24 protein-coding genes and 2 pseudogenes are annotated in these 23,915 nt (G+C 70.4%); 10 read left to right on the forward strand and 16 right to left on the reverse strand.

Annotated elements, in window-relative coordinates; translation table 11 throughout:
- Both OG584_RS10460 and OG584_RS10465 read right to left on the reverse strand, forming a co-directional pair.
- Positions 1 to 1,431 (reverse strand): C2 family cysteine protease, encoded by a 1,431-nt coding sequence (locus OG584_RS10460; protein ID WP_405777273.1) that lies wholly within the window; start codon positions 1,429 to 1,431, stop codon positions 1 to 3.
- The gene (locus OG584_RS10465) at positions 1,431 to 1,757 is read right to left on the reverse strand and encodes a hypothetical protein (RefSeq protein WP_405777275.1); all 327 of its coding nucleotides are present in this window, start codon (positions 1,755 to 1,757) and stop codon (positions 1,431 to 1,433) included. The genes OG584_RS10460 and OG584_RS10465 overlap by 1 nt, the downstream gene beginning before the upstream one ends.
- Before the next feature lie 497 nt (positions 1,758 to 2,254).
- Between OG584_RS10465 and OG584_RS10470 the strand changes: the two genes are divergently transcribed.
- Together OG584_RS10470 and OG584_RS10475 are read left to right on the forward strand one after the other, a co-directional pair.
- Complete coding sequence (locus OG584_RS10470; protein ID WP_405777277.1) at positions 2,255 to 2,941, forward strand: ArsR/SmtB family transcription factor; 687 nt, start codon at positions 2,255 to 2,257, stop codon at positions 2,939 to 2,941.
- The gene (locus OG584_RS10475) at positions 2,941 to 4,323 is read left to right on the forward strand and encodes an MFS transporter (protein ID WP_405777279.1); all 1,383 of its coding nucleotides are present in this window, start codon (positions 2,941 to 2,943) and stop codon (positions 4,321 to 4,323) included. Before OG584_RS10470 ends, OG584_RS10475 begins: the two co-directional genes overlap by 1 nt.
- Here the strand turns inward: OG584_RS10475 and OG584_RS10480 are convergent.
- The 9 genes and pseudogenes from OG584_RS10480 to OG584_RS10520 form a co-directional block, all read right to left on the reverse strand.
- Complete coding sequence (locus tag OG584_RS10480) at positions 4,264 to 4,863, reverse strand: DUF1349 domain-containing protein (RefSeq protein WP_405783983.1); 600 nt, start codon at positions 4,861 to 4,863, stop codon at positions 4,264 to 4,266. The genes OG584_RS10475 and OG584_RS10480 overlap by 60 nt on opposite strands.
- Positions 4,852 to 5,169, reverse strand: a pseudogene (locus OG584_RS10485) (DUF952 domain-containing protein); the annotation flags it as partial. The gene OG584_RS10480 and the pseudogene OG584_RS10485, both read right to left, overlap by 12 nt.
- A gap of 256 nt (positions 5,170 to 5,425) precedes the next feature.
- Positions 5,426 to 5,794 (reverse strand): annotated as a pseudogene (locus OG584_RS10490) (carboxymuconolactone decarboxylase family protein); the annotation flags it as partial.
- Between the two features lie 417 nt (positions 5,795 to 6,211).
- On the reverse strand, positions 6,212 to 6,562 hold the full coding sequence (locus OG584_RS10495) for a GntR family transcriptional regulator (protein ID WP_405777281.1): 351 nt from the start codon (positions 6,560 to 6,562) through the stop codon (positions 6,212 to 6,214).
- Positions 6,562 to 7,488: a DUF1648 domain-containing protein gene (locus tag OG584_RS10500; protein WP_405777282.1), complete on the reverse strand. Its 927-nt coding sequence runs from the start codon at positions 7,486 to 7,488 to the stop codon at positions 6,562 to 6,564. The genes OG584_RS10495 and OG584_RS10500 overlap by 1 nt, the downstream gene beginning before the upstream one ends.
- Positions 7,489 to 7,683: 195 nt before the next feature.
- A complete protein-coding gene (locus tag OG584_RS10505; protein WP_405777284.1) occupies positions 7,684 to 8,112 on the reverse strand; it encodes a DUF6304 family protein in 429 nt (142 codons plus the stop codon).
- Between the two features lie 219 nt (positions 8,113 to 8,331).
- Positions 8,332 to 8,922, reverse strand: a complete 591-nt coding sequence (locus OG584_RS10510; protein WP_405777286.1) for a GNAT family N-acetyltransferase — start codon at positions 8,920 to 8,922, stop codon at positions 8,332 to 8,334.
- Between the two features lie 99 nt (positions 8,923 to 9,021).
- Positions 9,022 to 10,056 (reverse strand): family 2 encapsulin nanocompartment cargo protein polyprenyl transferase, encoded by a 1,035-nt coding sequence (locus OG584_RS10515; RefSeq protein WP_405783985.1) that lies wholly within the window; start codon positions 10,054 to 10,056, stop codon positions 9,022 to 9,024.
- 117 nt (positions 10,057 to 10,173) lie between these two features.
- A complete protein-coding gene (locus OG584_RS10520) occupies positions 10,174 to 11,580 on the reverse strand; it encodes a family 2B encapsulin nanocompartment shell protein (RefSeq protein ID WP_405777288.1) in 1,407 nt (468 codons plus the stop codon).
- Between the two features lie 255 nt (positions 11,581 to 11,835).
- Here OG584_RS10520 and OG584_RS10525 point away from each other — a divergent pair, with 255 nt between their 5' ends.
- Positions 11,836 to 12,738, forward strand: a complete 903-nt coding sequence (locus OG584_RS10525) for a 1-aminocyclopropane-1-carboxylate deaminase/D-cysteine desulfhydrase (protein ID WP_405777290.1) — start codon at positions 11,836 to 11,838, stop codon at positions 12,736 to 12,738.
- On the opposite strand, the gene OG584_RS10530 is transcribed toward OG584_RS10525, so the two are convergent.
- Positions 12,717 to 14,312, reverse strand: coding sequence for a Na+/H+ antiporter (locus OG584_RS10530; protein WP_405777292.1), 1,596 nt, complete (start codon positions 14,310 to 14,312; stop codon positions 12,717 to 12,719). The genes OG584_RS10525 and OG584_RS10530 overlap by 22 nt on opposite strands.
- A gap of 44 nt (positions 14,313 to 14,356) precedes the next feature.
- On the opposite strand from OG584_RS10530, the gene OG584_RS10535 reads away from it, so the two are divergent.
- From OG584_RS10535 to OG584_RS10545, 3 genes are all read left to right on the forward strand, one after another.
- Entirely contained in the window at positions 14,357 to 14,617 is a 261-nt protein-coding gene (locus tag OG584_RS10535; RefSeq protein ID WP_405777294.1) for a UBP-type zinc finger domain-containing protein, read from the forward strand.
- 294 nt (positions 14,618 to 14,911) lie between these two features.
- The gene (locus OG584_RS10540) at positions 14,912 to 15,325 is read left to right on the forward strand and encodes an anti-sigma regulatory factor (protein WP_327295308.1); all 414 of its coding nucleotides are present in this window, start codon (positions 14,912 to 14,914) and stop codon (positions 15,323 to 15,325) included.
- Positions 15,326 to 15,339: 14 nt separating this feature from the next.
- Complete coding sequence (locus tag OG584_RS10545) at positions 15,340 to 16,245, forward strand: RNA polymerase sigma factor SigF (protein WP_405783987.1); 906 nt, start codon at positions 15,340 to 15,342, stop codon at positions 16,243 to 16,245.
- A 92-nt stretch (positions 16,246 to 16,337) separates the two neighbouring features.
- Here OG584_RS10545 and OG584_RS10550 read toward each other — a convergent pair whose 3' ends face one another.
- Entirely contained in the window at positions 16,338 to 16,766 is a 429-nt protein-coding gene (locus OG584_RS10550) for a hypothetical protein (RefSeq protein WP_405777295.1), read from the reverse strand.
- Positions 16,767 to 16,848: 82 nt separating this feature from the next.
- Between OG584_RS10550 and OG584_RS10555 the strand changes: the two genes are divergently transcribed.
- Positions 16,849 to 17,817 (forward strand): diacylglycerol/lipid kinase family protein, encoded by a 969-nt coding sequence (locus tag OG584_RS10555; RefSeq protein ID WP_405777297.1) that lies wholly within the window; start codon positions 16,849 to 16,851, stop codon positions 17,815 to 17,817.
- Between the two features lie 321 nt (positions 17,818 to 18,138).
- A complete protein-coding gene (locus tag OG584_RS10560) occupies positions 18,139 to 18,396 on the forward strand; it encodes a WhiB family transcriptional regulator (RefSeq protein ID WP_004937597.1) in 258 nt (85 codons plus the stop codon).
- A 198-nt stretch (positions 18,397 to 18,594) separates the two neighbouring features.
- On the opposite strand, the gene OG584_RS10565 is transcribed toward OG584_RS10560, so the two are convergent.
- Both OG584_RS10565 and OG584_RS10570 read right to left on the reverse strand, forming a co-directional pair.
- On the reverse strand, positions 18,595 to 20,061 hold the full coding sequence (locus tag OG584_RS10565; protein WP_405783989.1) for a histidine kinase N-terminal domain-containing protein: 1,467 nt from the start codon (positions 20,059 to 20,061) through the stop codon (positions 18,595 to 18,597).
- A gap of 290 nt (positions 20,062 to 20,351) precedes the next feature.
- On the reverse strand, positions 20,352 to 20,969 hold the full coding sequence (locus tag OG584_RS10570; protein ID WP_405777299.1) for a TetR/AcrR family transcriptional regulator: 618 nt from the start codon (positions 20,967 to 20,969) through the stop codon (positions 20,352 to 20,354).
- Positions 20,970 to 21,050: 81 nt separating this feature from the next.
- On the opposite strand from OG584_RS10570, the gene OG584_RS10575 reads away from it, so the two are divergent.
- On the forward strand, positions 21,051 to 21,803 hold the full coding sequence (locus OG584_RS10575) for an SDR family oxidoreductase (protein ID WP_405777301.1): 753 nt from the start codon (positions 21,051 to 21,053) through the stop codon (positions 21,801 to 21,803).
- A gap of 72 nt (positions 21,804 to 21,875) precedes the next feature.
- Here the strand turns inward: OG584_RS10575 and OG584_RS10580 are convergent, their stop codons facing one another.
- The gene (locus OG584_RS10580) at positions 21,876 to 22,928 is read right to left on the reverse strand and encodes an SIS domain-containing protein (protein WP_405777303.1); all 1,053 of its coding nucleotides are present in this window, start codon (positions 22,926 to 22,928) and stop codon (positions 21,876 to 21,878) included.
- 176 nt (positions 22,929 to 23,104) lie between these two features.
- Between OG584_RS10580 and nagB the strand changes: the two genes are divergently transcribed.
- Entirely contained in the window at positions 23,105 to 23,890 is a 786-nt protein-coding gene (gene nagB, locus OG584_RS10585) for a glucosamine-6-phosphate deaminase (protein WP_405777304.1), read from the forward strand.
- Positions 23,891 to 23,915: the final 25 nt, after the last annotated feature.

The raw sequence follows: 23,915 nt of genomic DNA on the forward strand, positions 1-23,915 counted from the left end.
TCAGACTCCCGTCTTGGTGAGGCCGATTTCGTCGAAGTTCTTGCGGTACTCGTCCTGGGTCAGAGTGATCTCCTGCGGCATGACCTTGCCGTTCTCCACACCGCCGCTGCCCCACGGATTGAGCAGCGTGATGGTGGGTGGATCGGCGTTCATGTCGACCCTCTCGACCGAGTACTCGTGTCCGCTGACGATACGGTCGTCATGGACGTCACCGTCGCCCCTGGTGCCGGAGGTCACGGCCTGGCCGTCCCTGATCTTCTCGTCGATGTCGGCGAACGACAGGTCACCGGTGTCCGTTCGCTGCGTGGGCTGCCCGGTGAGGTCGCGCAGGCCGACATCGCCCCAACCGCCGTCGATCTTCCCGTAGCCGCCGCGGAACTGCGCGTACGCCTTCTCGTAGACCGCCACCCACATCACCTGGTCGGGGGCCTTCGCGTAGGCCGGGTTGCCGTCGGCGCCCACCGGCAGTTTGTTGTCGACCGTGATCTCGACGGGCTGCGCCGGCATGCCGGGGAGCGGACCCGGCCGGTAGAAGGTGACGGTGTAGGTCCCGTTCGGGTTCTGCGTGATGTGCTGCTGGAAGAAGGCCGGGTCCCGCTCCGAGATGGCCGCGAGCGAGGAGAGGAACCAGCAGTCACCGTCCTGCCCCTGGTGCAGGTCGTGCTTGATGTCCACGCCGTCCGGGCCGAAGAGGCTGCCGTCCACAGCCTGGTACTTGAGCCCATCGGTGTACTGAGTGTCGGAGTCGGGCTGGAACTGCAGGTTGGACAGCGCCGGAGTGATCTTCGTCAGCGTGGCGGGACCGAGGCCCTTCGTCAGCATGTTGACCCACTGGGCCTTGACGTTGCCGTCGGCTCCGCCCGCACCCCACCACGAAGAGCCCTCGCCCAACTGGCCGTTGAGCTGCTGCAGCTGCTTCGGTGTCATGCGGCTCATCACCGCGTCGAGTTCGGCGGGTGACAGCGCCTCGAACTTGTCCAGCACCTCCTCGGCGCCCTGCGCCGAGTTGGACCACAGAAAGCCGCCGGAGTCGTCGATGTGGTCGTCGAAGTACGACAACGCGTCATCGATCTTCTTCTGGTCCGGCACCGGCTCGTCGTCGAAGTACAGGCTGGGGTCGACCTGGTAACCCTTGAGGTCCAACTGCTGAAGGCCGTCGATCTGCGCACAGCGGCGGGTCAACGAGGCTGACGTGTCGTCGAGTTCCGGGTTCAGCGAGGCCGGCAGGCCCGAGTAGAAAAGCGGCATGATCTGGCCGACGAGCGGCTCCAGACGCGGGCTGGTGGTGGCAGGCTTGCCGTCGAGCAGACCCTGCGCCTCCCTGAGTACGCCCGCCACATCCCCGTGGAGGCTGCGGGCCCCCGGTCCGATCTTCTTCATATGTCCGGCCATGGCGCGTATCTGTGCGCTGTCGAAACCGCGGAAGGCCATCAGTGGTGCCCTCCGGGCTTCTTGGCGGCCTGCTTCGTCGCCTCGTCCTCGATCCGGCTCGCCTCGGACTCCCAGCGCGCCACGTCCTTCAGCAGATCACCGGCCATGTCGCGCAGATGGCTCTGCCGCTGGCCCAGGGTCAGCGTGGTGGTCTCCGCGTAGGGACCGTTCCAGATGGGAGGCGAAGCGGTTGCCTGGTTCACCGTCTTGTCCAGATACGGCCCGAGAGCCCCGGCCAGCCCGCGCGCTCGGCGAGCACAGTCCCTGAGCTTCCTGGCCCGTTCCTTCATCTGCTGAGGCGTTTCGGCCTCCTTCTGGTTTCCCACCCGTTCCCCCGTATCACGTCCGGCACCCGACAACACCGGCGAGGATTGTACGATGCACCGGCATTGACGCGGACACGTCGCCCGGCACCGGAATGCGGCAGCCGGGACCGCCGCACCGGACACCCGCCGTACCGGACGTCATCGGCGCGTACAGCTCACTGCGGCTGTGCGGGAAGCAGTCGCACAGCCCGCCGTCCCCGGTCTCCGGCAGCAGCTGCCCGATCAGCTTGACGCAACTGCCCTCTCCGCCGTGCAGACGATCGAGACCGCCCCCATCCTGCGTGTAGGCAAACACCTCACCCGCCCCACACCCTCACGCCGGGCCCGTCCAGGGCAGGCGCTCGTCCGGAGGCCGCGGACCTGGCGGCTACGCCGCGGTCAGCAGGTTTTGCCGCGGGGCGGCGACCGTGCCGTCGTCAACCGCCCCTCAGTCAGGGGAGCTTGAGAAACACGGAAGAACTCTTCCGGAACGTCTCTTCTGCTTCTAGGGTGTCGGCATGGCCGAACCGACCGCTCCGCAGCCGGACGTACCGCAGAAGCGCATACCGCAGGCGCCCGCCCCGCCGCTGCCGCCCGAGCCGCTCGCGCCCGACCCCGCGCCCGACATCACGCTCGACGCCGCCGCACTGCGGGTTCTCGCGCATCCCGTCCGGCTGAGTCTGCTGAGCCGGCTGCGGCAGTACGGGCCCGCCACCGCCAGGCAGCTCGCCGCGCACTTCGCACTCGACCCCGGATCGGCCAGCTACCACCTGCGCCGACTCGCAGCGGGCGGGCTGATCGAGGAGGACCCGGAGCGCGGCACCCGGCGGGACCGCTGGTGGCAGGCCGTGCACCGGACGTCCTTCCACGCCCCCGGCGCCAGCACCCCCGCGGAGCAGGCGGACAGCCGCGCCTACGCCCAGGCGCTGCTGCACGCCTACAGCGATCAGCTGCGCAGGCTGGCGGGCACGGTGCCGCTACTGCCCGACGACTGGTACGCCGCCTCGGTCTTCAGCGACTACACGCTGCACCTCACACCGGACGAACTCAACGCGATGAAGAGCGAGTTGGTCTCGGTCGTCGGCCGCTACCGGAAACGCGGACCCACCCGGCCCGAGCACGGTCCGGGCGGCACGGCAGGCGAAGTGCCCGCGCCCGTACCCGTATCGGTCCAGCTGCAGTCGTTCCCGCTGCTCGACCTCTGATGACCGCGGCCCACCGGGACGCCAACGTCCTTCGCTGGCTGGGCGCCTACACAGCGTCCGTGACCGGCGACGTGACCTACTTCCTCGCCCTGACCTGGGCGGCCACCCGCACCGCGGGGCCCGCACAGGCCGGCGCGGTGCTGGCCGCCGGTTCCGTGCCGCGGGCCCTGCTGATGCTCGGCGGCGGTGTCGTGGCCGACCGGTTCGGTGCGCGACGTGTCGTCATCGGCAGCGATCTGGTGCGGTGCGCGGTGCTCCTCAGCGCTGCCGCGTTCACCTGGCTCGCGGGCAGCCCGCTATGGCTGCTCTACGTCCTGGCGGTCGTCTTCGGTACCGTGGACGCGCTGTTCATGCCCGCTGTCGGGGCGCTGCCGCCGCAGCTCACCGCACCGGACCAACTCGCCCGGGTCCAGGGCATGCGCACCCTGTCCGTGCGGTTCGCCAACGCCGTGGGGCCGATGGCCGGGGCCCTGGTACTGGCCGCGGGCGGTGCGGCCGGTGCCTTCGGGACGGCGGGGCTGCTCTTCAGCGGGTCGCTGGTGCTGCTCCTCGGGGTACGGGTACGTCCGGTGGCGGGCGACGCCCCAGCAGGGGCAGGCCGCACAACCCCTGCCCAGGACTTCCGGGCCGGTCTGCGCCATCTCCGGCAGAACCCCCACCTCAGCAGACTGGTACTCGTCATAGGGCTCGGCGAGATGTGCTTCAGCGGGCCGGTCAGTACCGGACTGCTGCTCCTGACCGACGAACGCGGCTGGGGCGCGGGCCCGCTCGGGTGGATCCTGGCCGCCTTCTCCCTCGGCGGGGCGGCCTCCGGCCTCCTGCTGACCGCCGTGCGCCGTGTCCCGTACGCGCGCGCCGTGATGTCCTGCGCGCTGCTCGTCACCGCTGTCCTGGTCGCGGCCGTGGGCCGCGCGCCGGGACCGGGCACGGCCGTCACGGAGGGCGCACTGCTCGGGGTGGCCAGCGGTGCGGCCACGGTGCTGAGCAACGCACTGCTCCAGGAACGGACCGAGGCCCGCTATCTGGGCAGGGTCTCCTCGCTGACGAGCCTGTGCACGGTGGGGCTCAGCCCGCTGCTCTACCCGCTGGCCGGGCTGGTCGCCGCCGCCTGGGGCACCGGGGTGTTCTTCGCCGGGTGCGGCGCGGTCTGTCTGCTCGCGGCGGGTGTCAGCTTCTCCGTCCGGCCGCACAGGCCGCCGGCAACGGACGGTACTGAACGGGCTGCTGCCTCCGGCACGGACCGTACTGAACGGGCGGCCGCGGCCGGACCTGCTGCCTTCCCCGGGCTGCCCCACGCCGCCCGGTCCGGCCCGCGTCCCCCGTCAGCCGTGGAGCTGCCGGTCGGCCGGGCCGACAGCGAACCGGGTGAAACGGATCTGTAGCCCCGCGCGCTGCGGTGAGCAGCAGAACGGCCCCGCCGCTGCCTTCGCTCCGGGGTCGAGCGGCGTCAGCCGGATCATCCGCCACGGCTCTCCGGCGGCCCGCGCCCGCACCGTCACGGCGTCCCCCGACCGGGCCGCCCGGACCGTGACCGCCCGGCCCGCCCACTCCGGGACCGGCGCCATGGACCAGTCCGACACTCCACGCGTGGCCACCGCGCCGACGTGCGGTGCGCCGTCCGTCATCTCGACGCCCGCCTTGATCCAGTTCTCCGCGTCCACCCGGACCATGACACCCGCCTGGTCGTAGAGGGTGTCGAGGTCGGCCAGGAACGTCACTTCGACCGCCGATCCCGCGCTCAGTCCGGTCAGCAGGGCGTGCCCGTCGTCACGGACGAAGCCGTAGCCGGTCGTGCGCCAGAAGTCGGTCCTGTCACGGGTGGTCACCACCAGCTCCGCGCCCTCCGTCCGGGCCTCCGCGGGCGGGTTGAGCCAGGTCCCGTCCGACCAGCCGAGCACATAGCCGTCGTTCCAGGGAACCACTTCGGTGACCGCCTCCACCGGGAGCGGACCGTAGATGTGCGGGAACATGTCGGTGCCGGGCGCCGGGGCCTCGTAGCGCAGCGGTACGGAGAGCCGGTCGCTGTCGATGACGAGGACGACCAGCTCGTCGTGGCCGCCCCGGTTTCCGTAGAGGAACTCGGCCACCGCGACGAGCTGGCCGCGCAGTGAGCAGTGGATGAATCCCTCCTCCTGGAGGGTGCGGCCGCGGGTCGACATCTCGTACGCGCCGACCGCGCGGGCCGCCTCCCACAGGGGGCGCTCGGTGATGTGCAGCAGTTCGGTCATGGCCCAACGCTATGCGCTACACGGGGCCGGTCTGATTCCTGACGGCCTGTTCCCGGACCCGCGGCTCCCTGACGGCCTGTTCGCTCATCGTCTGTGCGGGGATCGTCCGAGCGCCGACGTCCCGCTCCCGGGCGCGCTGTTCTCTGACGGCCTGTCCGCCGTCGCCCTGGCCGGGGACCGCCTGCCCCGGAACCCCCCGGCCGGGGACCGCGGATCCGTGGACGCCGGCTCCGTCGACGTCCTGCCCGGTGCCGCCCGGCTTCTCCCGCCCGGCGAGCAGACCGTGTTCGGCGAAGACCTTCTTCGCCACAGCGGTGGCGTTGAGCGCCTTGGGCATGCCGCAGTAGACCGCGGAGTGGAGCAGGGCCTCGACGATCTCCTCCGCGCTGAGGCCGACGTTGAGCGCGGCGTTGATGTGGACGTCCAGCTGCGGTTCGCAGCCGCCGAGAGCGGTGAGCATGCCGAGGGTGACCAACTGGCGGTCACGCAGCGCGAGCTGGGGTCTGCTGTAGATGTCGCCGAAAGCCCAGGCGACGATGTGGTGCCCCAGGTCGGGTGAGATGTCGGCCAGCGAATCGATGACCTGCCGGCCCGGTTCACCGACAACGCGGTCGAGCATTCCCATCCCCCGCTGCAAGCGGTCCTGACGGGTCTCGGCGACAGTGTCGGACGCGAGTTCCATGGCGGGTTCCGGGGTCGCCGGATCGGTCGGGATACTCATGGGTGCTCCGTTCGGGGCTGCTCGTCGGGTAGCGAGAAGCCGTGCAAGGTGACCGTACGAGGTTTCCGTACAAGGTGGTTGAACATTCGCCGTTCGTAGGAGAGACGGTAAGTGCCGGCCTTCGCGCCGGATCCCGGCGGGGCACAGCAGATTTTCAGCGGGCGGCGGTTGTCGCGGTGAGGATCCGCCCACTGAGCGGCAGGACCGCCGGACTGGTGCACCGGCCCCTTGGCCCGTGGGGCGGTGGGGCGCGCCGGTGGAGCGGCGGGGCGGGCCGCTGGGCGGTGGGGCGACCGGGCCAATGGGGACCTCAGGGGAGCCTCACAGGGCCTCGCGTACGAGCGCCACCACAGCCTCGTCCGTGAGGCCCAGCTCCTTTGCCTCGGCGGCGAATTCCCTTACCCTCACCAGCAGTCGCGCGCGTACTTGGGAGGCCCCTCCTACGACCACCGCGCCACGTCCTCTGCGCAGTTCGATCAGGCCCTCCTCCCGCAGCCGCCGGTAACCGCGCAGCACGGTATGGACGTTGACCCCGAGCGATACCGCGAGCACGCGGGCGGCGGGCAGCCGCTCCCCCGCGCCGACCGTGCCGTCGGCGACGGCGCCCCGGACACAGGCGGCGATCTGGTCCCCGAGCGGGGCCGCGGACGACGGGTCGATCCGGAAGAGCATCAGCGGCCCGCCTTCCGCTCCGCCAGAGTGTTGAGCAGTGCGGCGGCATCGGCCGAGCCGTCGACGGTGACGGCGAACTCGCTTCCGCCCCTGCGCCGGACCACGATGGCCTCCCCCGAGCGGAGGATGAGTCCGGAGCGGCCGGGCCGGACACGGTAGCCCCAGCCCCCGAAGTCCTTCACGGCGCGGACCTCGCGGCTGGTCGCCTGCTCGATCCGGTCCAGGGGCACCTGGATACGCGGCCAGGGCAGCCGGCCCGCCGAGACGGTCAGGCCCCTGCGGTCCACGGTGACGTACGGCCTGGCGAAGGCCATCAGCACCAGGCCGACCGCGACAGGCGGCACGGCCGCCCGCCACCCGGACACGGACGTCACCACGACTCCGGTGCCGGCCACGACGACCGCCAGGATCTGCACCAGGCGGGCGCCCGTGTGCCGCGCCCAGCCCGCCCTCTCGCCGGCCGCGAGAGCGATCCGCTCGCCGGGGCCCTCGGCGGCCGGCGAGGTCACGGACGGGACGAAACGGGCCGCCCACCGGCCCGCACCCCCAGCGAGGGCCGCCACCCCGACAGCGGCGGCGGCCCGCCGGAGCGGGAACTCGACCGGGGTGTCGAGGTTGGCGCGGAGGATCAGCGCCATCAGCGCACCGAGGAAACCGGCGAGCGCCCAGCCCGTGACGATCAGGCTGCGCACCCCTCGGGCGATCAGCACCCAGATCACGCCCAGACCGATCAGGAGTCCAGTGGTGACCAGTAGGTACTCCAGATGCCCCGCGGAGTCGTTCGCCTGACCCCCAGTTACGAAGTGGCTGGCCAGACGGTGCGGCAGCCGGTCCCGCAGCTGGGCGAAGACCGCCAGGTCGACGGCGTAGGCGAGCAGGAAGGGCAGCCCGGTCACTGCCGTGCGCTGGATCCGGCCGTGTCTCATCAAAGCCCCCATTGTTCGCATGCAAGTAGAACAATGCGGCTGCGAGCCGTCAAGCGGTACGCCGGAAGGACGGCCTCCGGGGCGCGTCACTGACGCGAACAAGCACAGCGGCCCCGCGCCGGAGGTCGATTCCGGTGCGGGGCCGCTGCCAGGGTCCGGGCCGCTTCGCGTGGGACGCCGCCGCACGCGGGCGCGTTACACGGCCGCGGAGAACGGCGACTGGAGGGTGGAGCCCGGCGGGAGCTGCTCCTGGATCAGGGCGACCGCGGCGCCGAAGTCGCCCTGGTCGTTGCCCGATACATAGCTCGTGCCGCCGTAGTGCAGCGTCACGCCGAGATCGGTGGCCGGCCTGCGCAGGGCCAACAGGCAGCTCAGCGTGGCCTGCTGGGCCGAGCTGTCCCCGGCGACGACCGGGAGCGGCATGTCCCATTCCAGAACGCAGTCGCTCAACGGCCCGGCGCCCTCCGGCGTGTGGTCACCCACCGGTTCGAACGAGTCGAACGAAGCTCCTGCGTAGTCGACTCCCCTGATCCGGGTGTGGAGTTGACGCTCTACCGCGCTGATCACTAGGGCATCTGATCCATGGCTGTCCCGGTACCAGCCGGCCCATGACTGTGGTGTCATGAGCGCGACTGTAGCGCCGCTACCAGCCTGCCGTCACCAAGAGTGATCGATTCCGGAATTTCTGGTTCCTGACCCACTCCGCCTCGGGCACCCCGTCCCCGACGGCCCGCAGGGCCCGCAGCGTGGCCGCTCATGCCACCCGACGAGCACACGTACGAGTGACCGGCCTGGCCGACGGACGGGCCGTCCGCACATCCCCGCGGTCCGGGCCTTCGCGGATCAGCCGCGCGGCTCGCGCCACATCGGCCACATCCGGGGGCCCCGGGGCAACTGGACCGCGGTGCCCGTGAACACGAACCCGAGCCGTTCGTACAGCCCGCGGCTGCGCTCACTGCTCGCCTCCAGGTATGCCGGTACCCCTTCCCGGTCACAGCGCTCCAGCACAGGGGCGATCAGCTCGGTGCCCAGCCCCTCCCCCTGCCGTTCCGGAATCACGCCGATCATCAGCAGGTAGGCGTGTGCCCTGTCGTGCGGGTGGAGCTCCCCTGTCAACCGCCCGACCAGTTCGGCCCGTTCGTTGTCCGGGTCGGCGGCCTCCCGCATCCGGGCCGGGGTGCCGTCCTCCTCCGGCGCACCGGCGGGGACATCGAGCCAGAGGGCCATCGCCGCGTGGTCCTCCGCGAGATCGACACGCCCCTCGGCCAGGGCCACATCGATGAAAACCCCGAGGAACGCGCCGTGCACCTGCCTTCGGTGCGATTCGTCGGGGAACACCCAGCTGCTCACCGGGTCCTGCATAAAGGCCCTGTCAAGCAGCTGTACGAGCACTTCGCGGTCGGCCTCGCCCGCCTGCCGTATCGGCACGCCCATGGTCAGGTCCCTCTTCTCTCGCCGCTCACACCGTGTCGGTCGATAACTCACCGACATGATCCTAGAGTTGAGCGAACCCGACCACGGGCGCGGTACTGCTCAGCGGCTGCGCCGCGTCACATACTCCGCGAGAGAGAGCAGGCCGCCCGCCGCCGCGAGGTCGGGAACCGCGCGGGAGAGGTGGCCCACGGCTCTGGCCATCCGGTCGGCAGCCTCGGTCTGTGCCCAGTCCCGGCCGCCGGCCCGGTCGACCGCGTCGGCCGCCCGTCTCACACCGTCCTCGTCGAGAGGGCCGCGGTACAGCTCGGCCAGCTCCCGCGCCGCACTGGTGCCCGAGCCCAGCGCGGCCACCACCGGCAGGGACTTCTTGTGGGCGACGAGATCCGCACCGGCCGGTTTGCCGGTGTGGGACGGCTCCCCCCAGATCCCGATCAGGTCGTCGATCAGCTGAAAGGCGAGCCCGGCCTCCCGGCCGAACGCGTCCATCGCGGACGCCGCCTCGGGGCCGGCCCCCGAGTAGAGAGCTCCCATCGCGCAGGCGCATCCGAGCAGCGCACCGGTCTTGGCCTCGGCCATGGTCAGGCATTCGTCCAGCGAGACCTCCGCACGGGCCTCGAAGGCGCAGTCCGCCTGCTGGCCCGCGCAGAGTTCGATGACGCAGGCGGCGAGCCGCCCGGCGGCCGCTTTCGCCGCGGGGTGGGGGTCATCCGCGAGCAGCCGCAGCGCCACCGCCTGCATCGCGTCCCCGGTGATGATCGCGTCAGGTATGCCGAAGACGGCCCAGGCGGTCGCCCGGTGTCTGCGGGTGGCATCCCGGTCGATGACGTCGTCGTGCAGCAGCGTGAAGTTGTGCACCAACTCGACCGCGGTCGCCGCCCGCACCGCCTGCCGCGGCTCTCCGTTCAGTGCCTGGACAGCGGCGAGGACGAGCGCGGGTCTGATCGCCTTGCCCGCCTGCCCGGCGGCCGGTGAGCCGTCCGCGTGCTCCCAGCCGAAGTGGTACATCCCGATGTGCCGCATGGGGCCCGGCAGGGACTCCAGTGCGGCGCGGAGCTCAGGGTCCACGACGGTGCGGGTACGTTCCAGGAGCGCTGCGGCCTCATGTCCTTCGGTCGCGGCGTCCGTTCTGGTCATGGTCATGGTCACTTCCTCTGTGGCGTGCGTACGTCGTGGTCGCCACGGCCGCCCCGGACACACCGGTCCCTGCGGCAGCCTGCACGCCGTCCGGGCCGGTCCGTCCGGGGCCTCACGTCACCGCCAGCGGCTGACTTCGACGTTCTCCAGCACACCGAGGGCATCCGGCACGAGAACCGCAGCGGAGTAGTAGGCCGTCACCAGGTAGGAGATGATCGCCTTCTCGTCGATCCCCATGAACCGGACCGACAGACTCGGCTCGATCTCGTCGGGGATCCCGCTCTGCTGGAGCCCGATGACGCCCTGTTCGGCCTCGCCGGTCCTCATGCAGATGATCGACGTGGTGCGGGCGTCACTGACCGGGATCTTGTTGCACGGCAAGATCGGCACCCCGCGCCAGGCGGGCACATGCTGGCCTCCGACATCGACGCTCTCCGGCACCAGCCCCCGCCTGTTGCACTCGCGGCCGAACGCGGCGATGGCCTTCGGGTGCGCGAGGAAGAGCTTCGATCCGCGCCGGCGCGACAGCAGTTCGTCCATGTCGTCCGGGCTGGGCACTCCGTCGTGCGGCTGGAGCCGCTGCCCGTAGTCGCAGTTGTTGAGCAGGCCGAACTCGCGGTTGTTGACCAGCTCGTACTCCTGGCGCTCGCGCAGCGCCTCGACGGTGAGCCGCAACTGGTGCTCGGTCTGGTTCATCGGCTGGTTGTAAAGATCGGCCACCCTGCTGTGGACCTTCAGCACGGTCTGGGCGACGCTCAGCTCGTACTCCCGGGGCGCACCCTCGTAATCGACGAACGTGTGCGGGACACTCGCCTCGCCCACATGGCCCGCGGAGAGGTCGATCGCTGCTTCGCCGTAGCTGTTGGTGCGCTGCTCGGGCACCGAAGCGCGGCCCGCGAGATGCTCGCGCAGCGAGTCCGCTCGCTCCGCGAGGTTCAGCACGTCGGCCCTGGTCAGCTCAAGGGCGACACACGCCGTGTCGGCGCGGACCGTGTACTCCCAGGTGGCGTCCTCCTCCAGCAGCGCCTGGTCGCCGAAGTACGCCCCGTCGGCCAGCGAACCGAGCACGGTCTCGTCCCCGTAGGGCCCCGTGCCGACCTTCTGCACCCGGCCGTGCGCCAGCAGGAACACCCGGTCCGCCGCGTCGCCCTCGGCGGCCAGCACAGCGCCCTCCGCGAACTCCCGCTGCGTGCAGCGCTGCGCCAGCTCGGCCAGGGCCGCATCGTCGGCGTAGTCCCGCAGTGCGGGCAGCTCACCGAGCTCGGCCGGGATGACCTCGACACGGTCTCCGGTCTGCACAAACGTCACACGACCGTCGCCGACCGAGTAGCTCAGCCTGCGGTTGACCCGGTACGTACCACCCTGCACCTGGACCCACGGCAGCGTCTTGAGCAGCCACCGTGAGGTGATCTCCTGCATCTGCGGCGCGGACTTGGTGGTCGTTGCGAGGTTCCGCGCAGCTGCCGTGCCCAGACTCTGCTGCGGCGGTGCCTGCGTGTCGCGAACCTCTTCACCAACGGACATCTGACGTCCTCTCGATCATCGGCTGACCTACGGGAAGGAGCCTTCCAGGGCAGACCGACGGCGCGCCATTACACAAAAGAGTGTGACTAATAGGGCTTTGAGTTGGGCACATTGGCGCCCGCGTTCAGCAACTCGTTCTGTGCACGTCACGGCTCGCCCGCCGCCGGCCGGGCGCCTCCTCCGCAGGACAGGCGCCGGCCGGGGACGGCCTGGGGCGGCCGGCGGCCTGGGCGGCCGGGGGCGGACAATGGACCCATGTCCCCTGGAGCCCCCGGCCCTGCCCCCGGCCCCGGCCGGCTGCGGCCGCAGCTGCCGTCCCCGCTGGAGCCGCTCGACGACGAGCGCTTCGCCCGGTACGGCGTACAGCTGCTGCTCAAACGTGACGATCTGATCCACCCGGACCTGCCGGGCAACAAATGGCGGAAACTCGCGCCCAACCTGACCGCCGCCGCCGGCCGGACCGTGCTGACGTTCGGCGGCGCGTACTCGAACCATCTGCGGGCCACAGCGGCGGCGGGCCGGCTGCTCGGTTTCCCGACCGTCGGCGTCGTGCGGGGGCAGGAGCTGGCCCACCGCCCGCTCAACCCCTCCCTCGCCCGGTGCGCCGCCGACGGCATGCGGCTGCACTTCGTGGACCGTCGGACCTACCGCGCCAAAGCGGTCCCTGCCGGTATCGACACCTCCGGGATGTACGTCGTCCCGGAGGGCGGCAGCAACGCCGCGGCCGTGCACGGCTGCGGGGCGCTCGGCCGGGAACTGAACGGCCTCGCGGACACTGTCGCGGTGGCGGTCGGCACCGGCGGCACGCTCGCGGGGCTGGCGGCCGGCCTCACGGAGGGCGGGCAGGCCATCGGATTCCCCGTCCTGAAGGGCGGTTTCCTCGGCGCGGAGGTCGCAAGGCTCCAGCAGGCCGCTTTCGGGGGCCCGGCCGGTGAGTGGCGGCTCGACGACCGATTCCACTTCGGCGGGTACGCCCGTACCTCCCCCGCCCTCGAAGCGTTCGCCGCCGGATTCGAGGAGCAGCACGGACTGCCCGTCGAGCGGGTCTACGTCGCCAAGATGCTGTACGGACTGACAGCGCTGGCCGCGGACGGCGCCTTCCCGCCGGGCACCCGGGTCGCCGCCGTCATCACCGGTCAGCCCTCCTCGTCCCGGTAGGCCGCGGCCTCCTCCAGGTCAAGTCTGCGCAGCAGCGTCCTGAGCAGCTCGTCGTCGATGCGCCGCCGGTCGCGCAGTTCGACGAAGACCTCGCGCTCGGCCCCGATCATCGCCCGCGCGAGCCGCCGGTAGGTGTCGTCCGCGCTCTCACCGGTGTGCTCGTTCACCGTGCCGAGCCGCTCCCAGACCGCGTTCCGGCGGCGGGCCATCACAGCGCGCAACCGGTCGGCGAGCGGCTCCGGGAGCCCGTTGTCCTCGTCGGCGAGCATCGTGTCCAGCAGCTCCTGCGCCGCCTGCGACGCCTCGTTCTGCGCCTCGGCCTCGGCGAGCGTCTCCGCGTGCGCGTCCCGCCCCGGGATCCTCAGCAGCCGGATCAGCGGCGGCAGCGAAAGGCCCTGGACGACCAGCGTCGCGATGACCGTGGTGAAGGTCAGGAAGAGCACCAGGTTCCGGGCCACGAAGGGTTCCCCGTGCGCGGTCAGCGGAATCGAGAACGCGATGGCCAGTGAGACCACACCGCGCATTCCGGCCCACCCGACGACGACAGGCGCGGTCCAGTCCGTATCGGGCTCGCGTTCACGGATCCTGCTGGAGAGCACGCGCGGCAGGAAAGTGGCCGGAAACACCCAGACGAAGCGCACCACGACGACCACCACGAAAACGGCCACCGCGTACCAGGCGGCCTCCCCTCCCCCGTAAGTGCCCAGGCCCCGCAGCACAAAGGGCAATTGCAGCCCGATCAGCGCGAAGACCGTCGACTCCAGAATGAAGGAGACCATTTTCCAGACGGCCTCCTCCTGAAGCCGGGTGGCGAAGTCGACCTGCCAGGAGCGGTGTCCCAGATAGAGCGCGACGACCACCACGGCGAGCACCCCCGACGCATGCAGACGTTCCGCCAGCGCGTAAGCGACGAAAGGGATGAGCAGCGAGAGCGTGTTCTGGAGCAGCGCCTCCCTGAGGTGGGTGCGCAGCCAGTGCAGCGGCACCATCAGGACCAGGCCGATGCCGATTCCGCCCACCGATGCCAGTGCGAATTCCTCGAGGCCGCCCGCCCAGGAGACCCCGTCGCCGACGGCGGCCGCCAGCGCCACCTTGTAGGCGGTGATCGCGGTCGCGTCGTTGACCAGGGATTCGCCCTGCAGCACCGTCGTGAGCCGGGAGGGCAGACCGAGTCGACGGGCGATGGCCGTGGCCGCCACCGCGTCGGGCGGCGCGATCACCGCGCCGAGCACCAGGGCCGCGGTCAGCGGAAGGTCCGGCACGATCAGATGGGCCAGCCATCCCACCGCGAGGGTCGCGAAGAGCACGTAGCCCACCGAGAGCAGCGCGACCGGCCGCAGGTTGGCCCGCAGGTCCAGGTACGAGGAGTCGACGGCCGCCGTGTAGAGCAGCGGCGGCAGCACCAGCGGCAGGACGATCCCCGGGTCGAGCGTGTACTCGGGCACGCCCGGCAGATACGCGGCGCCCAGCCCGACAGCGACGAGCAGCAGCGGTGCGGCCACCGGAGTGCGGCGCGCGACCCCCGCCACCGCCGCGCTGCCCGCCACCAGTGCCACCAGCGGCAATGCGTCCATGGGTCTCCCCGCCCTTGATCCCGGTCCGTCGTAACCTGGCAATCATGAGTGAGTGCCAGCACGTTGCAGAACTGCCGCGCCCCGAGCCGGCCCCGTTGAGCGACACCTGTCCCGAGTGCCTGGCCATCGGAAGCCATCCCGTGCAGCTGCGCCTCTGCCTGATCTGCGGGCATGTGGGCTGCTGCGACTCCTCCCCGTACCAGCACGCCACAGGTCACTTCAAGGAGACCGGGCACGCGGTGATGCGGAGTTTCGAGCCGGGAGAGCGCTGGCGATGGTGCTTTGTCGACGGTTCGATCGTCTGAGCTCTGGGTACGTCAACCGTCCGCTGTGTCTTTCCGGTTGACCGGAGCGCCCCGGACCTCACGGGCCCCGGATGTTCCGGAGAATCACAGCGCCGCAACCGGATGTGCACACCCCTGGCGACCGTATGTACTCATGGGCTTACCATGAGTGACAGTTGCCGGGTGGGGGCCCTGGCGACAGGGAACCTTGGATCGCGATAGCGTCACGGCGTCAGGAAGCGACCATGTCACGCACGGTCGCGGGAGCATGCTTTCCCCGACCATGAACGAGCTTGTGCCACCTTGGAGGTGAGGGTGTCCCAGATCGCAGGCGAGCCCGGGACCCAGGACTTCGTGGAAGTCCGGCTGCCCGCTGCGGGTGCCTATCTGTCCGTACTGCGTACGGCCACGGCCGGCCTCGCAGCGCGCTTGGACTTCACCCTCGACGAGATCGAGGATCTGCGCATCGCGGTGGACGAGGCCTGCGCGATCCTGCTTCAGCAGGCCGTGCCCGGCTCCGTACTGAGCTGCGTGTTCCGGCTCGTCGAGGACTCCCTCGAAGTGACGGTTTCCGCACCCACCACGGACGGCCGCGCGCCGGAGCGCGACACCTTTGCCTGGACAGTGCTCTCCGCACTCGCGGGCAAGGTCGAATCGACGGTCGCCGACGACCGTACGGTCAGCATCAGCCTGTACAAACAGCGCGGCGCTGGACCAGGACCGGCGTGAGCGGGGACGGACCGGTGCGGGACGGCGAGCGCGGCGCGCAGGCGCGGGGCGCGGGGGACATCCCGGAGCAACAGGCCCGGCCGCATCCGGTGGAAGGCCTTTTGGAGTCGGCGGATCAGGCGGGCCTCATGAGCGAGCAGGACGAGCACCACGAGCAGCACAACCCGCGGGACCGCAGCGGGGCGCGGGCGCTCTTCATCGAGCTGCGCGAGCTCCCGGACGGCTCACCGGAGAAGGCCGACCTGCGCAACAGGCTGGTGCGGATGCATCTGCCGCTGGTCGAACATCTGGCCCGCCGGTTCCGTAACCGGGGCGAGCCGCTGGACGATCTGACCCAGGTCGCCACGATCGGTCTGATCAAGTCGGTGGACCGGTTCGACCCGGATCGCGGAGTGGAGTTCTCCACGTACGCGACACCGACGGTGGTCGGTGAGATCAAGCGGCACTTCCGCGACAAGGGCTGGGCGGTCCGGGTACCGCGGCGGCTCCAGGAGCTGCGGCTGTCCCTGACGACGGCCACAGCGGAGCTCTCCCAGCAGCACGGCCGGGCACCCACGGTCCACGAGCTGGCGGAGCGGCTGGGCATCTCGGAGGAAGAGGTCCTGGAGGGCCTGGAATCCGCGAACGCCTACTCGACGCTGTCGCTGGACGTCCCCGACACGGACGACGAGTCGCCGGCGGTCGCGGACACCCTGGGCTCGGAGGACGAGGCGCTCGAAGGCGTCGAGTACCGCGAGTCCCTCAAGCCGCTGCTGGAGGATCTGCCGCCGCGAGAGAAGCGGATCCTGCTGCTTCGCTTCTTCGGCAACATGACACAGTCGCAGATCGCCCAGGAAGTGGGGATCTCACAGATGCACGTCTCGCGACTGCTGGCCAGGACACTGGCGCAGCTGCGCGAGCGCCTGCTGGTCGAGGAGTAGCCCGCCGACGAGCGGCCGGGGCCCCCGCGGGCAGTTCGAAGCGGGGCCCCGCCGTTCCGCCCCGGGCGGCGACGCGACTTCGCGGACACGTCCTACGCTCCCCGCGGTCCCCGGATTCCCAGTGCCTTGGCCGTCGTCGGATTCACCAGCAGGACGAGCGCCGCGACGGCCACCACGGCAAGCACCACGCCCGCGGGAATCAGCACACCCTGCGCGGAGAGCAGCGTCCACGCCACGGGCAGCGCGATGATCTGGGTGACGATCGCGGGACCCCGGCTCCAGCTGCGGCGGAGCAGCAGGCCGCGGGCCGCGAGCAGCGGGATCAGGGCCAGGACGATCAGCGTCAGTCCGGCCAGTACCGACTGCTCGGGGCTGTCGCCACCGGCGAACACCCCCTTGCCGATCACGTACAGCCCCCCGGCGGCCATCGCCGCCCCCTCCAGCGCGGCCAGCGCCGCGGCGGCGGTCAGACGGGCGGGGCGGGGGCCGCTGGGCTGCTCTGCGGTCTGGTCGGTACTCACCCCTGCAGGGTAGCGGGCACCCCGCGGTCCGGATCGAGGCCGGGGCTGGGCCCGGTACCAAGCGGTAGGTAATCTTCAGAGCATGCGCGCACTCCTTGTGGTCAATCCGGCAGCAACCACCACCAGTGCCCGCACTCGTGACGTACTGCTGCACGCACTGGCCAGCGAGATGAAGCTGGAGGCGGTCACGACCGAGTACCGGGGGCACGCGCGTGACCTCGGCAGGCGGGCCGCGGAGAGTGACGACATCGACCTCGTCGTCGCACTGGGCGGCGACGGCACGGTCAACGAGGTGGTCAACGGGCTGCTCCACCACGGCCCCGACCCCGGCCGCCTGCCCGGCCTCGCGGTCGTGCCCGGCGGCTCCACCAACGTCTTCGCCCGTGCCCTCGGGCTGCCGAACGACGCGGTGGAGGCGACCGGCGCACTCCTGGATGCGCTGCGTGAGCGCCGGGAGCGGACGGTCGGCCTGGGCCTGGCGGCCGGCACCCCGGGCACGGCGGACGAGGGGGTCCCCTCGCGCTGGTTCACTTTCTGTGCGGGGCTCGGTTTCGACGCGGGTGTGGTCGGCCGGGTCGAACAGCAGAGGGAACGCGGAAAGCGGTCCACCCATGCCCTCTACGTGCGCCAGGTGGTCCGCCAATTCCTGGACGAGCCGAGCCGCAGGCACGGTGCGATCACCCTGGAACGTCCGGGCGAGGACCCGGTCTCCGGTCTCGTGATGTCCATAATCTGCAACACGTCTCCCTATACCTACCTGGGCAATCGCCCGATGTACGCCTCCCCCGAGGCGTCTTTCGACACCGCGCTCGACGTGCTGGCGCTGTCAAAGATGTCGACCGCTCATGTGACGCGCTTTGCCACTCAATTGCTCACTTCGACGCCTGAACGCGGTCCGCACGGAAAGCACGCAGTTTCGCTGCATGACCTGACGGACTTCTCCTTGCATTCCAAGGCCCGACTCCCCTTCCAGATGGACGGCGACCACCTGGGACTGCGTACGAGCGTGACGTTCACAGGCGTACGCCGTGCACTGCGTGTGATTGTGTGAGTGGAAGGGCCCAAAGTCCTTTAACTCGAACGTTTGGGCTGGGATCCACCCCATGGAAGTACGGCTGTGACCTAGCCGACACCGAGGAATCAAAAAAAACTTTCCAGAAGGGGTTGTATCCGCAGCCGAGGTTTGCGAATCTCTACATGGCGCTCGGGACGGCCCGCAACACCGGCCTCCCGGAAAGCCAGAACCCCACCTCAACACACAGGACCCGCAACCAGGTCATCTGGAAGTCGGCCCTTCACTTGTGGGGGGATTCGTGAAAGCGTTCACATTCACAAGCAACCTGCACGTAACACCCTAAGAGAGGTAGCAGCCATGGACTGGCGTCACAACGCCGTTTGTCGTGAGGAAGACCCGGAGCTGTTCTTCCCCATCGGCAACACCGGTCCCGCGCTGCTGCAGATCGAGGAAGCCAAGGCCGTCTGCCGCCGCTGCCCCGTCATGGAGCAGTGCCTGCAGTGGGCGCTCGAGTCCGGCCAGGACTCCGGCGTCTGGGGTGGCCTCAGTGAGGACGAGCGCCGCGCAATGAAGCGCCGTGCCGCTCGCAACCGGGCGCGCAACGCGACCGCCTGACCACCCTGTTCACGAGCTTGAGCCCGGCGGCGCGCGTACAGCGAGTACGCACCACCGTCGCCCCCGAACCGCAGCGCGCAGTACCCCCGATGCGCACGCAGTACTAGAACGCCGGGAGATTCGGTCTCCCCAGCACACAGTGAGCCCCGGACCACCATCCATCGGTCCGGGGCTCACCGCTGTGCCCACGCGGCCGGTCTACGCGTCACCCGGTACCGGTATGTCGAGCACCACCTGGGTACCGCGCTCCGGAGCCGGGACCATGTCGAAGGAGCCGCCCAACTCTCCTTCCACCAGAGTCCGTACGATCTGGAGCCCCAGATTTCCCGCGGTCTTCGCGTCGAACCCCTCGGGCAGTCCGCGCCCGTTGTCCTGCACCGTGATGAGCAGCCTGGCGTCCTCACGCAGCCCGCCCCGGACCGCGGAGACCTCCACGGTGCCCAGTTCGCCCGGCCCGAAGGCGTGTTCCAGTGCGTTCTGCAGCACCTCGGTCAGCACCATGGAGAGCGGTGTGGCGACCTCGGCGTCCAGGATGCCGAAGCGGCCCGTACGGCGGCAGTCGACCTTGCCGGGCGAGATCTCGGCCACCATCGCGATGACCCGGTCGGCGATCTGGTCGAACTCGACACGTTCGTCGAGATTCTGCGAGAGCGTCTCGTGGACGATCGCGATGGAACCGACGCGCCGCACCGCCTCGTTGAGCGCCTCCCTGCCGCGGTCCGAATCCATCCGCCTGGCCTGGAGGCGCAGAAGCGCGGCCACCGTCTGGAGGTTGTTCTTCACCCGGTGGTGGATCTCACGGATCGTGGCGTCCTTGGTGATCAACTCGCGCTCCCGGCGGCGCAGTTCCGTGACGTCCCGCAGCAGCACCAGCGAGCCGATCCGGACGCCCTTCGGGGAGAGCGGGATGGCGCGGAGCTGGATCACTCCGTCGTTCCCCTCGACCTCCGTCTCCCGTGGCGCGTAGCCGCTGGCCAGTTTGACCATGGCCTCGTCGACCGGGCCGCGGCTCGGTGCGAGGTCGGTCGTCAGCTGACCGAGGTGCTGGCCCACCAGGTCGGACGCGAGTCCGAGGCGGTGATAGGCGGAGAGTCCGTTGGGGCTGGCGTACTGGACCACACCGTCCGCGTCGAGGCGGATCATTCCGTCGCCGACGCGCGGCGACGCGTCCATGTCGACCTGCTGGCCGGGGAAGGGGAACGAACCCGCCGCGATCATCTGGGCCAGATCGGAAGCCGACTGGAGATACGTGAGTTCGAGGCGGGAAGGTGTACGGACAGTGAGCAGGTTGGTGTTGCGGGCGATCACTCCGAGTACACGGCCCTCCCGGCGGACCGGAATGGACTCGACCCGTACGGGCACCTCCTCCCGCCACTCCGGGTCACCCTCGCGCACGATCCGGCCCTCGTCGAGGGCCGCGTCCAGGAGTGGACGCCGGCCGCGGGGAACGAGATGGCCGACCATGTCGTCCTGGTAGGAGGTGGGGCCGGTGTTCGGCCGCATCTGTGCCACGGAGACATAGCGGGTGCCGTCGCGCGTGGGGACCCACAGCACGAGGTCGGCGAAGGACAGGTCGGAGAGCAGTTGCCACTCCGAGACCAGCAGATGCAGCCACTCGAGGTCGGTGTCGCCCAGAGCGGTGTGCTGGCGTACGAGATCGTTCATGGAGGGCACGTGTGTGAGCGTACCCGCCGGAATCTTTCCGTCGTACGCATGGACATCGGAGAATGGTCTAGTCCACAATGTGCGTGCAAAGACTTCCGCTCTCCCCGCACAGGAGAGTGGAGACGAGGTACGCGGCGCTCTCTGCCCTGACTGCGCCAAGTCCTCCCACGGCCGCCGGGAACCGCACACCTGACGGCCGATGCAGCTGAGGGCTGCGGTGCCGTACGGCCGGGCCGAGGGTCCCTGCCGCACCGGCGCCGCGGCCCGCAGTCGTTTCCGGGTGGCGCCGCTCACCTCTGTGTGGCGCCCGCGCCCCGTCCGGGCCAGGCCAGCATCGCGGTGTCCGCCAACTGCTGGAGCTCATCGCGCGTCGCCCCGTCCCTGGCCTGCTGGGACATGCCCTGGAGCACCGCCCCGCTGAAGCGCGCCAGCGTGCCCGCGTCGACGCCGGGCGGCAGTTCCCCGCTCGCCATATCGGCTCTGATCCGGCTTTCGAAGTCCGCGACGCTGGCGTTCCGCCGCTCGCGGAGGCCCTGCTCCACCTCCGCCGTCGAGCAGTTGGCCGCGGCGCTGATCACGAGGCAGCCGCGCGGATGGGCCGGGTCCGTGAGCTCGGCGGCCGACTCGCGCAGCAGCCGCGCGATCCCCGCACGCGCGGTGGGCTCCTCACGCAGGGCGCGGACCGAGTACGAGCCGTACGTCGACGCGTACACCTCCACGACCTCGCCGAAGAGCGTCTTCTTGTCGCCGAACGCCGCGTAGAGGCTGGGGGCACCGATCCCCATCACACGGGTGAGGTCGGCGACCGACGTCGCCTCGTAGCCGTGCTCCCAGAACGCCATCATGGCCTGCTCCAGGGCCTGCTCGCGGTCGAACGACCGGGGCCGCCCGCGCTGTTTCGTCGCCATGCCCCCATTCTATAGCGGTCGCTAGACAATATGTTACGGTCATTCTGTATCGATCACTAAAGAATGCAGGGGGGCACAGCCATGAGCAGGCTCAAGGGCAGGACGGCACTGGTCACGGGCGGGAGCCGGGGCATCGGCCGGGGGATCGCCGAGCGGCTGGGGCGGGACGGGGCGCGGGTCGCCGTGCATTTCGGGCGCAACGAGGAGGCGGCCCTGAAGACCGTCGCAACGATCGAGTCGATGGGCGGATCCGCGTTCGCTATAGGCCAGGAGCTGGGAGTGCCCGGTGACGCGGAGACGCTCTGGAGCGCTTTCGACCAGCAGGCCGACGGGCTGGACATCCTGGTGAACAACGCGGGCATCGGCACATCCGAGCCCTTCGAACGGACCACGGAGGCGGAGTACGAGCGGCTTTTCGCCGTGAACACCAGGGCGCCCTTCTTCCTGGCCCAGCTCGGCCTCGGCCGGCTGCGGGACGGCGGCCGCGTCATCAATATCTCGACCGGCCTCTCGCACGCGGCACTGATGCCCGAGCTGATCACCTACGCGATGACCAAGGGCGCACTCGACGTCTTCACGAAGTACCTGGCCAAGGTGGTCGGACCGCGCGGGATCACCGTCAACGCGGTCGCGCCGGGAATCATCGACACGGACAACACGGCGGCGATGCTGCGGGCGAGCGACGACTCGTGGGCACAGGCGGCCGCACTGTCGGCGCTGGGCAGGGTGGGAACGCCCGCTGACGTTGCCGACGTGGTGGCCTTCCTGGCCTCCGACGACGGCCGCTGGGTGACAGGGCAGTGGATCGACGCCACGGGCGGATCGCTGGCCTGAGGCGATGCCCCGGGACACGACGCCCGAGGCGCCGCGCCGGCCGGGGCACCGGTCGCGTCCGGCGCGGACGCGTCAGCGGGTCTCCGTCACCTTGGTCAGGGCCCTCGGGGAGTCCGGGTCCTGGCCGCGGGCGACGGCGACCTCGTACGCCAGCAGCTGGAGCGGGAGGATCTCCAGGATCGGCTGAAGGGCCTCCGGCACCCCGTCGGTGGGCAGCACGAAGCCGGCCGACGCCGCGTCGACCTGGGCCTTCGGGCCGATGACCACCAGGTCGGCGCCACGGCCCCGCAGCCGGTCGAGGACCGGCTGGAGGGCCTCGCCGCCCCGGCCGCCGGTGACGACGGCGATGACCGGCGAGACGTTGTCCACCATCGCGAGCGGGCCGTGCAACAGGTCGGCCCCGGAGAAGGGCAGCGTCGCGATGTAGCTCGTCTCCATGATCTTCAGCGCGGCCTCCTTGGCCGTCGGGTAGCCGTAACCGCGCGAAGTGATCACCATGCGGGTGGCGAACCGGTAGCGCGCGGCCAGCACCCTGATCTCCTCGCGCCGGGCCAGCACCTGCTCCGCCAGCCCCGGCAGCACCCCCGCCGCCGAACCGTCCCCACCGCACAGGCCCTCGGCGAAGAGGTAGAGGGAGAGCAGCGACGCGGTGTACGTCTTCGTCGCCGGCAGCGCTCTCTCCGGGCCCGCGAGGATATCGATGTGGTACTCGGACACGGCGGCCAGCGCCGAGTCCGCGTTGTTGGTGACCGCCAGGGTGATCGCTCCGGCCCTCCGTGCGGCCCGGGTGGACGCGACCAGGTCGGGTGAGCCGCCGGACTGACTGACCGTGATGACCAGTACGTCGGTCAGGTCGGGCTCGGCCCCGTACGCCGTCGTCGTGGACATCGAGGCGAGCCCGCACGGCAGCCCGAGCCGGATCTCCAGGTGGTACTTGGCGTGGAGCGCGGCGTTGTCCGAGGAGCCGCGTGCGTTCAGCAGGACGAAGCGCGGCCTGCGCCCGGCGACGGCCGCCGCTGTAGCGGCGATCCGCGGTGCGCCCTCCGACAGGATCCGGCGGAGCACCGCGGGCTGCTCGGCCGTCTCGCCGGACATCATGCGCCCCGGTTGTTCGCTCTGGTGCATCCGAGTGCCTCCGCGAGCTGTTCCGTGCGTTCCCCCCGCGGTCCACAGGTGATCCAGGTGCGATGCACCCGCCTTCAATCGAACATGAGATGACGGGGAACCGCTAGCGGGAACGGCGCGCTCTGCTAGATTGGTCTATACCACATATCTGCACTCTCCAGATCGGCAGGCCCAGCGTGGAAGTTGTCATCGTCCCGGACGCCAAGGCAGGCGGCGAAGTCATCGCGGAGGCCATGGCCGGCCTGCTGCGCCGCAAGCCCGACGCTCTGCTCGGTGTCGCCACCGGCTCGACCCCGCTGCCCGTCTACCAGGCGCTGGCCGCCAAGGCCGGCGCCGGGGCAGTGGACGCGGGGCGCGCCCGGATCTGCCAGCTCGACGAGTACGTCGGCCTTCCGGCCGGGCACCCCGAGTCGTACCGCTCGGTGGTGCTGCGCGAGGTCGTGGAACCGCTCGGGCTCACCGAGGCCTCCTTCATGGGCCCCGACGGATCGGCCGACGACATCCCGGCGGCCTGCCACGCGTACGACAGGGCGCTCGCCGAGGCCGGCGGGGTCGACCTCCAGCTCCTGGGTATCGGCACCGACGGGCACATAGGCTTCAACGAGCCCTGTTCGTCGCTCGCCTCCCGCACCCGGATCAAGACGCTGACCGAGCAGACCCGGATCGACAACGCCCGGTTCTTCGACGGCGACATCGAGCAGGTGCCGCACCACGTCATCACCCAGGGCATCGGGACCATCCTGGAGGCCCGCCATGTGGTGCTGCTGGCCACCGGTGAGGGCAAGGCCGAGGCCGTGGCGCAGACCGTCGAGGGGCCGGTGGCAGCGGTGGTGCCCGCATCCGCGCTCCAGTTGCACCGGCACGTGACCGTCGTCGTCGACGAGGCGGCCGCGTCCAAGCTGAAGCTGGCCGACTACTTCCGCCACACCTTCGCGTCGAAGCCGGAGTGGCAGGGCCTGTAACAGGCCGCAAGGCGATGGCCGGGCA

The organism is Streptomyces sp. NBC_00859, assembly GCF_045161865.1.
Classification (GTDB): domain Bacteria; phylum Actinomycetota; class Actinomycetes; order Streptomycetales; family Streptomycetaceae; genus Streptomyces.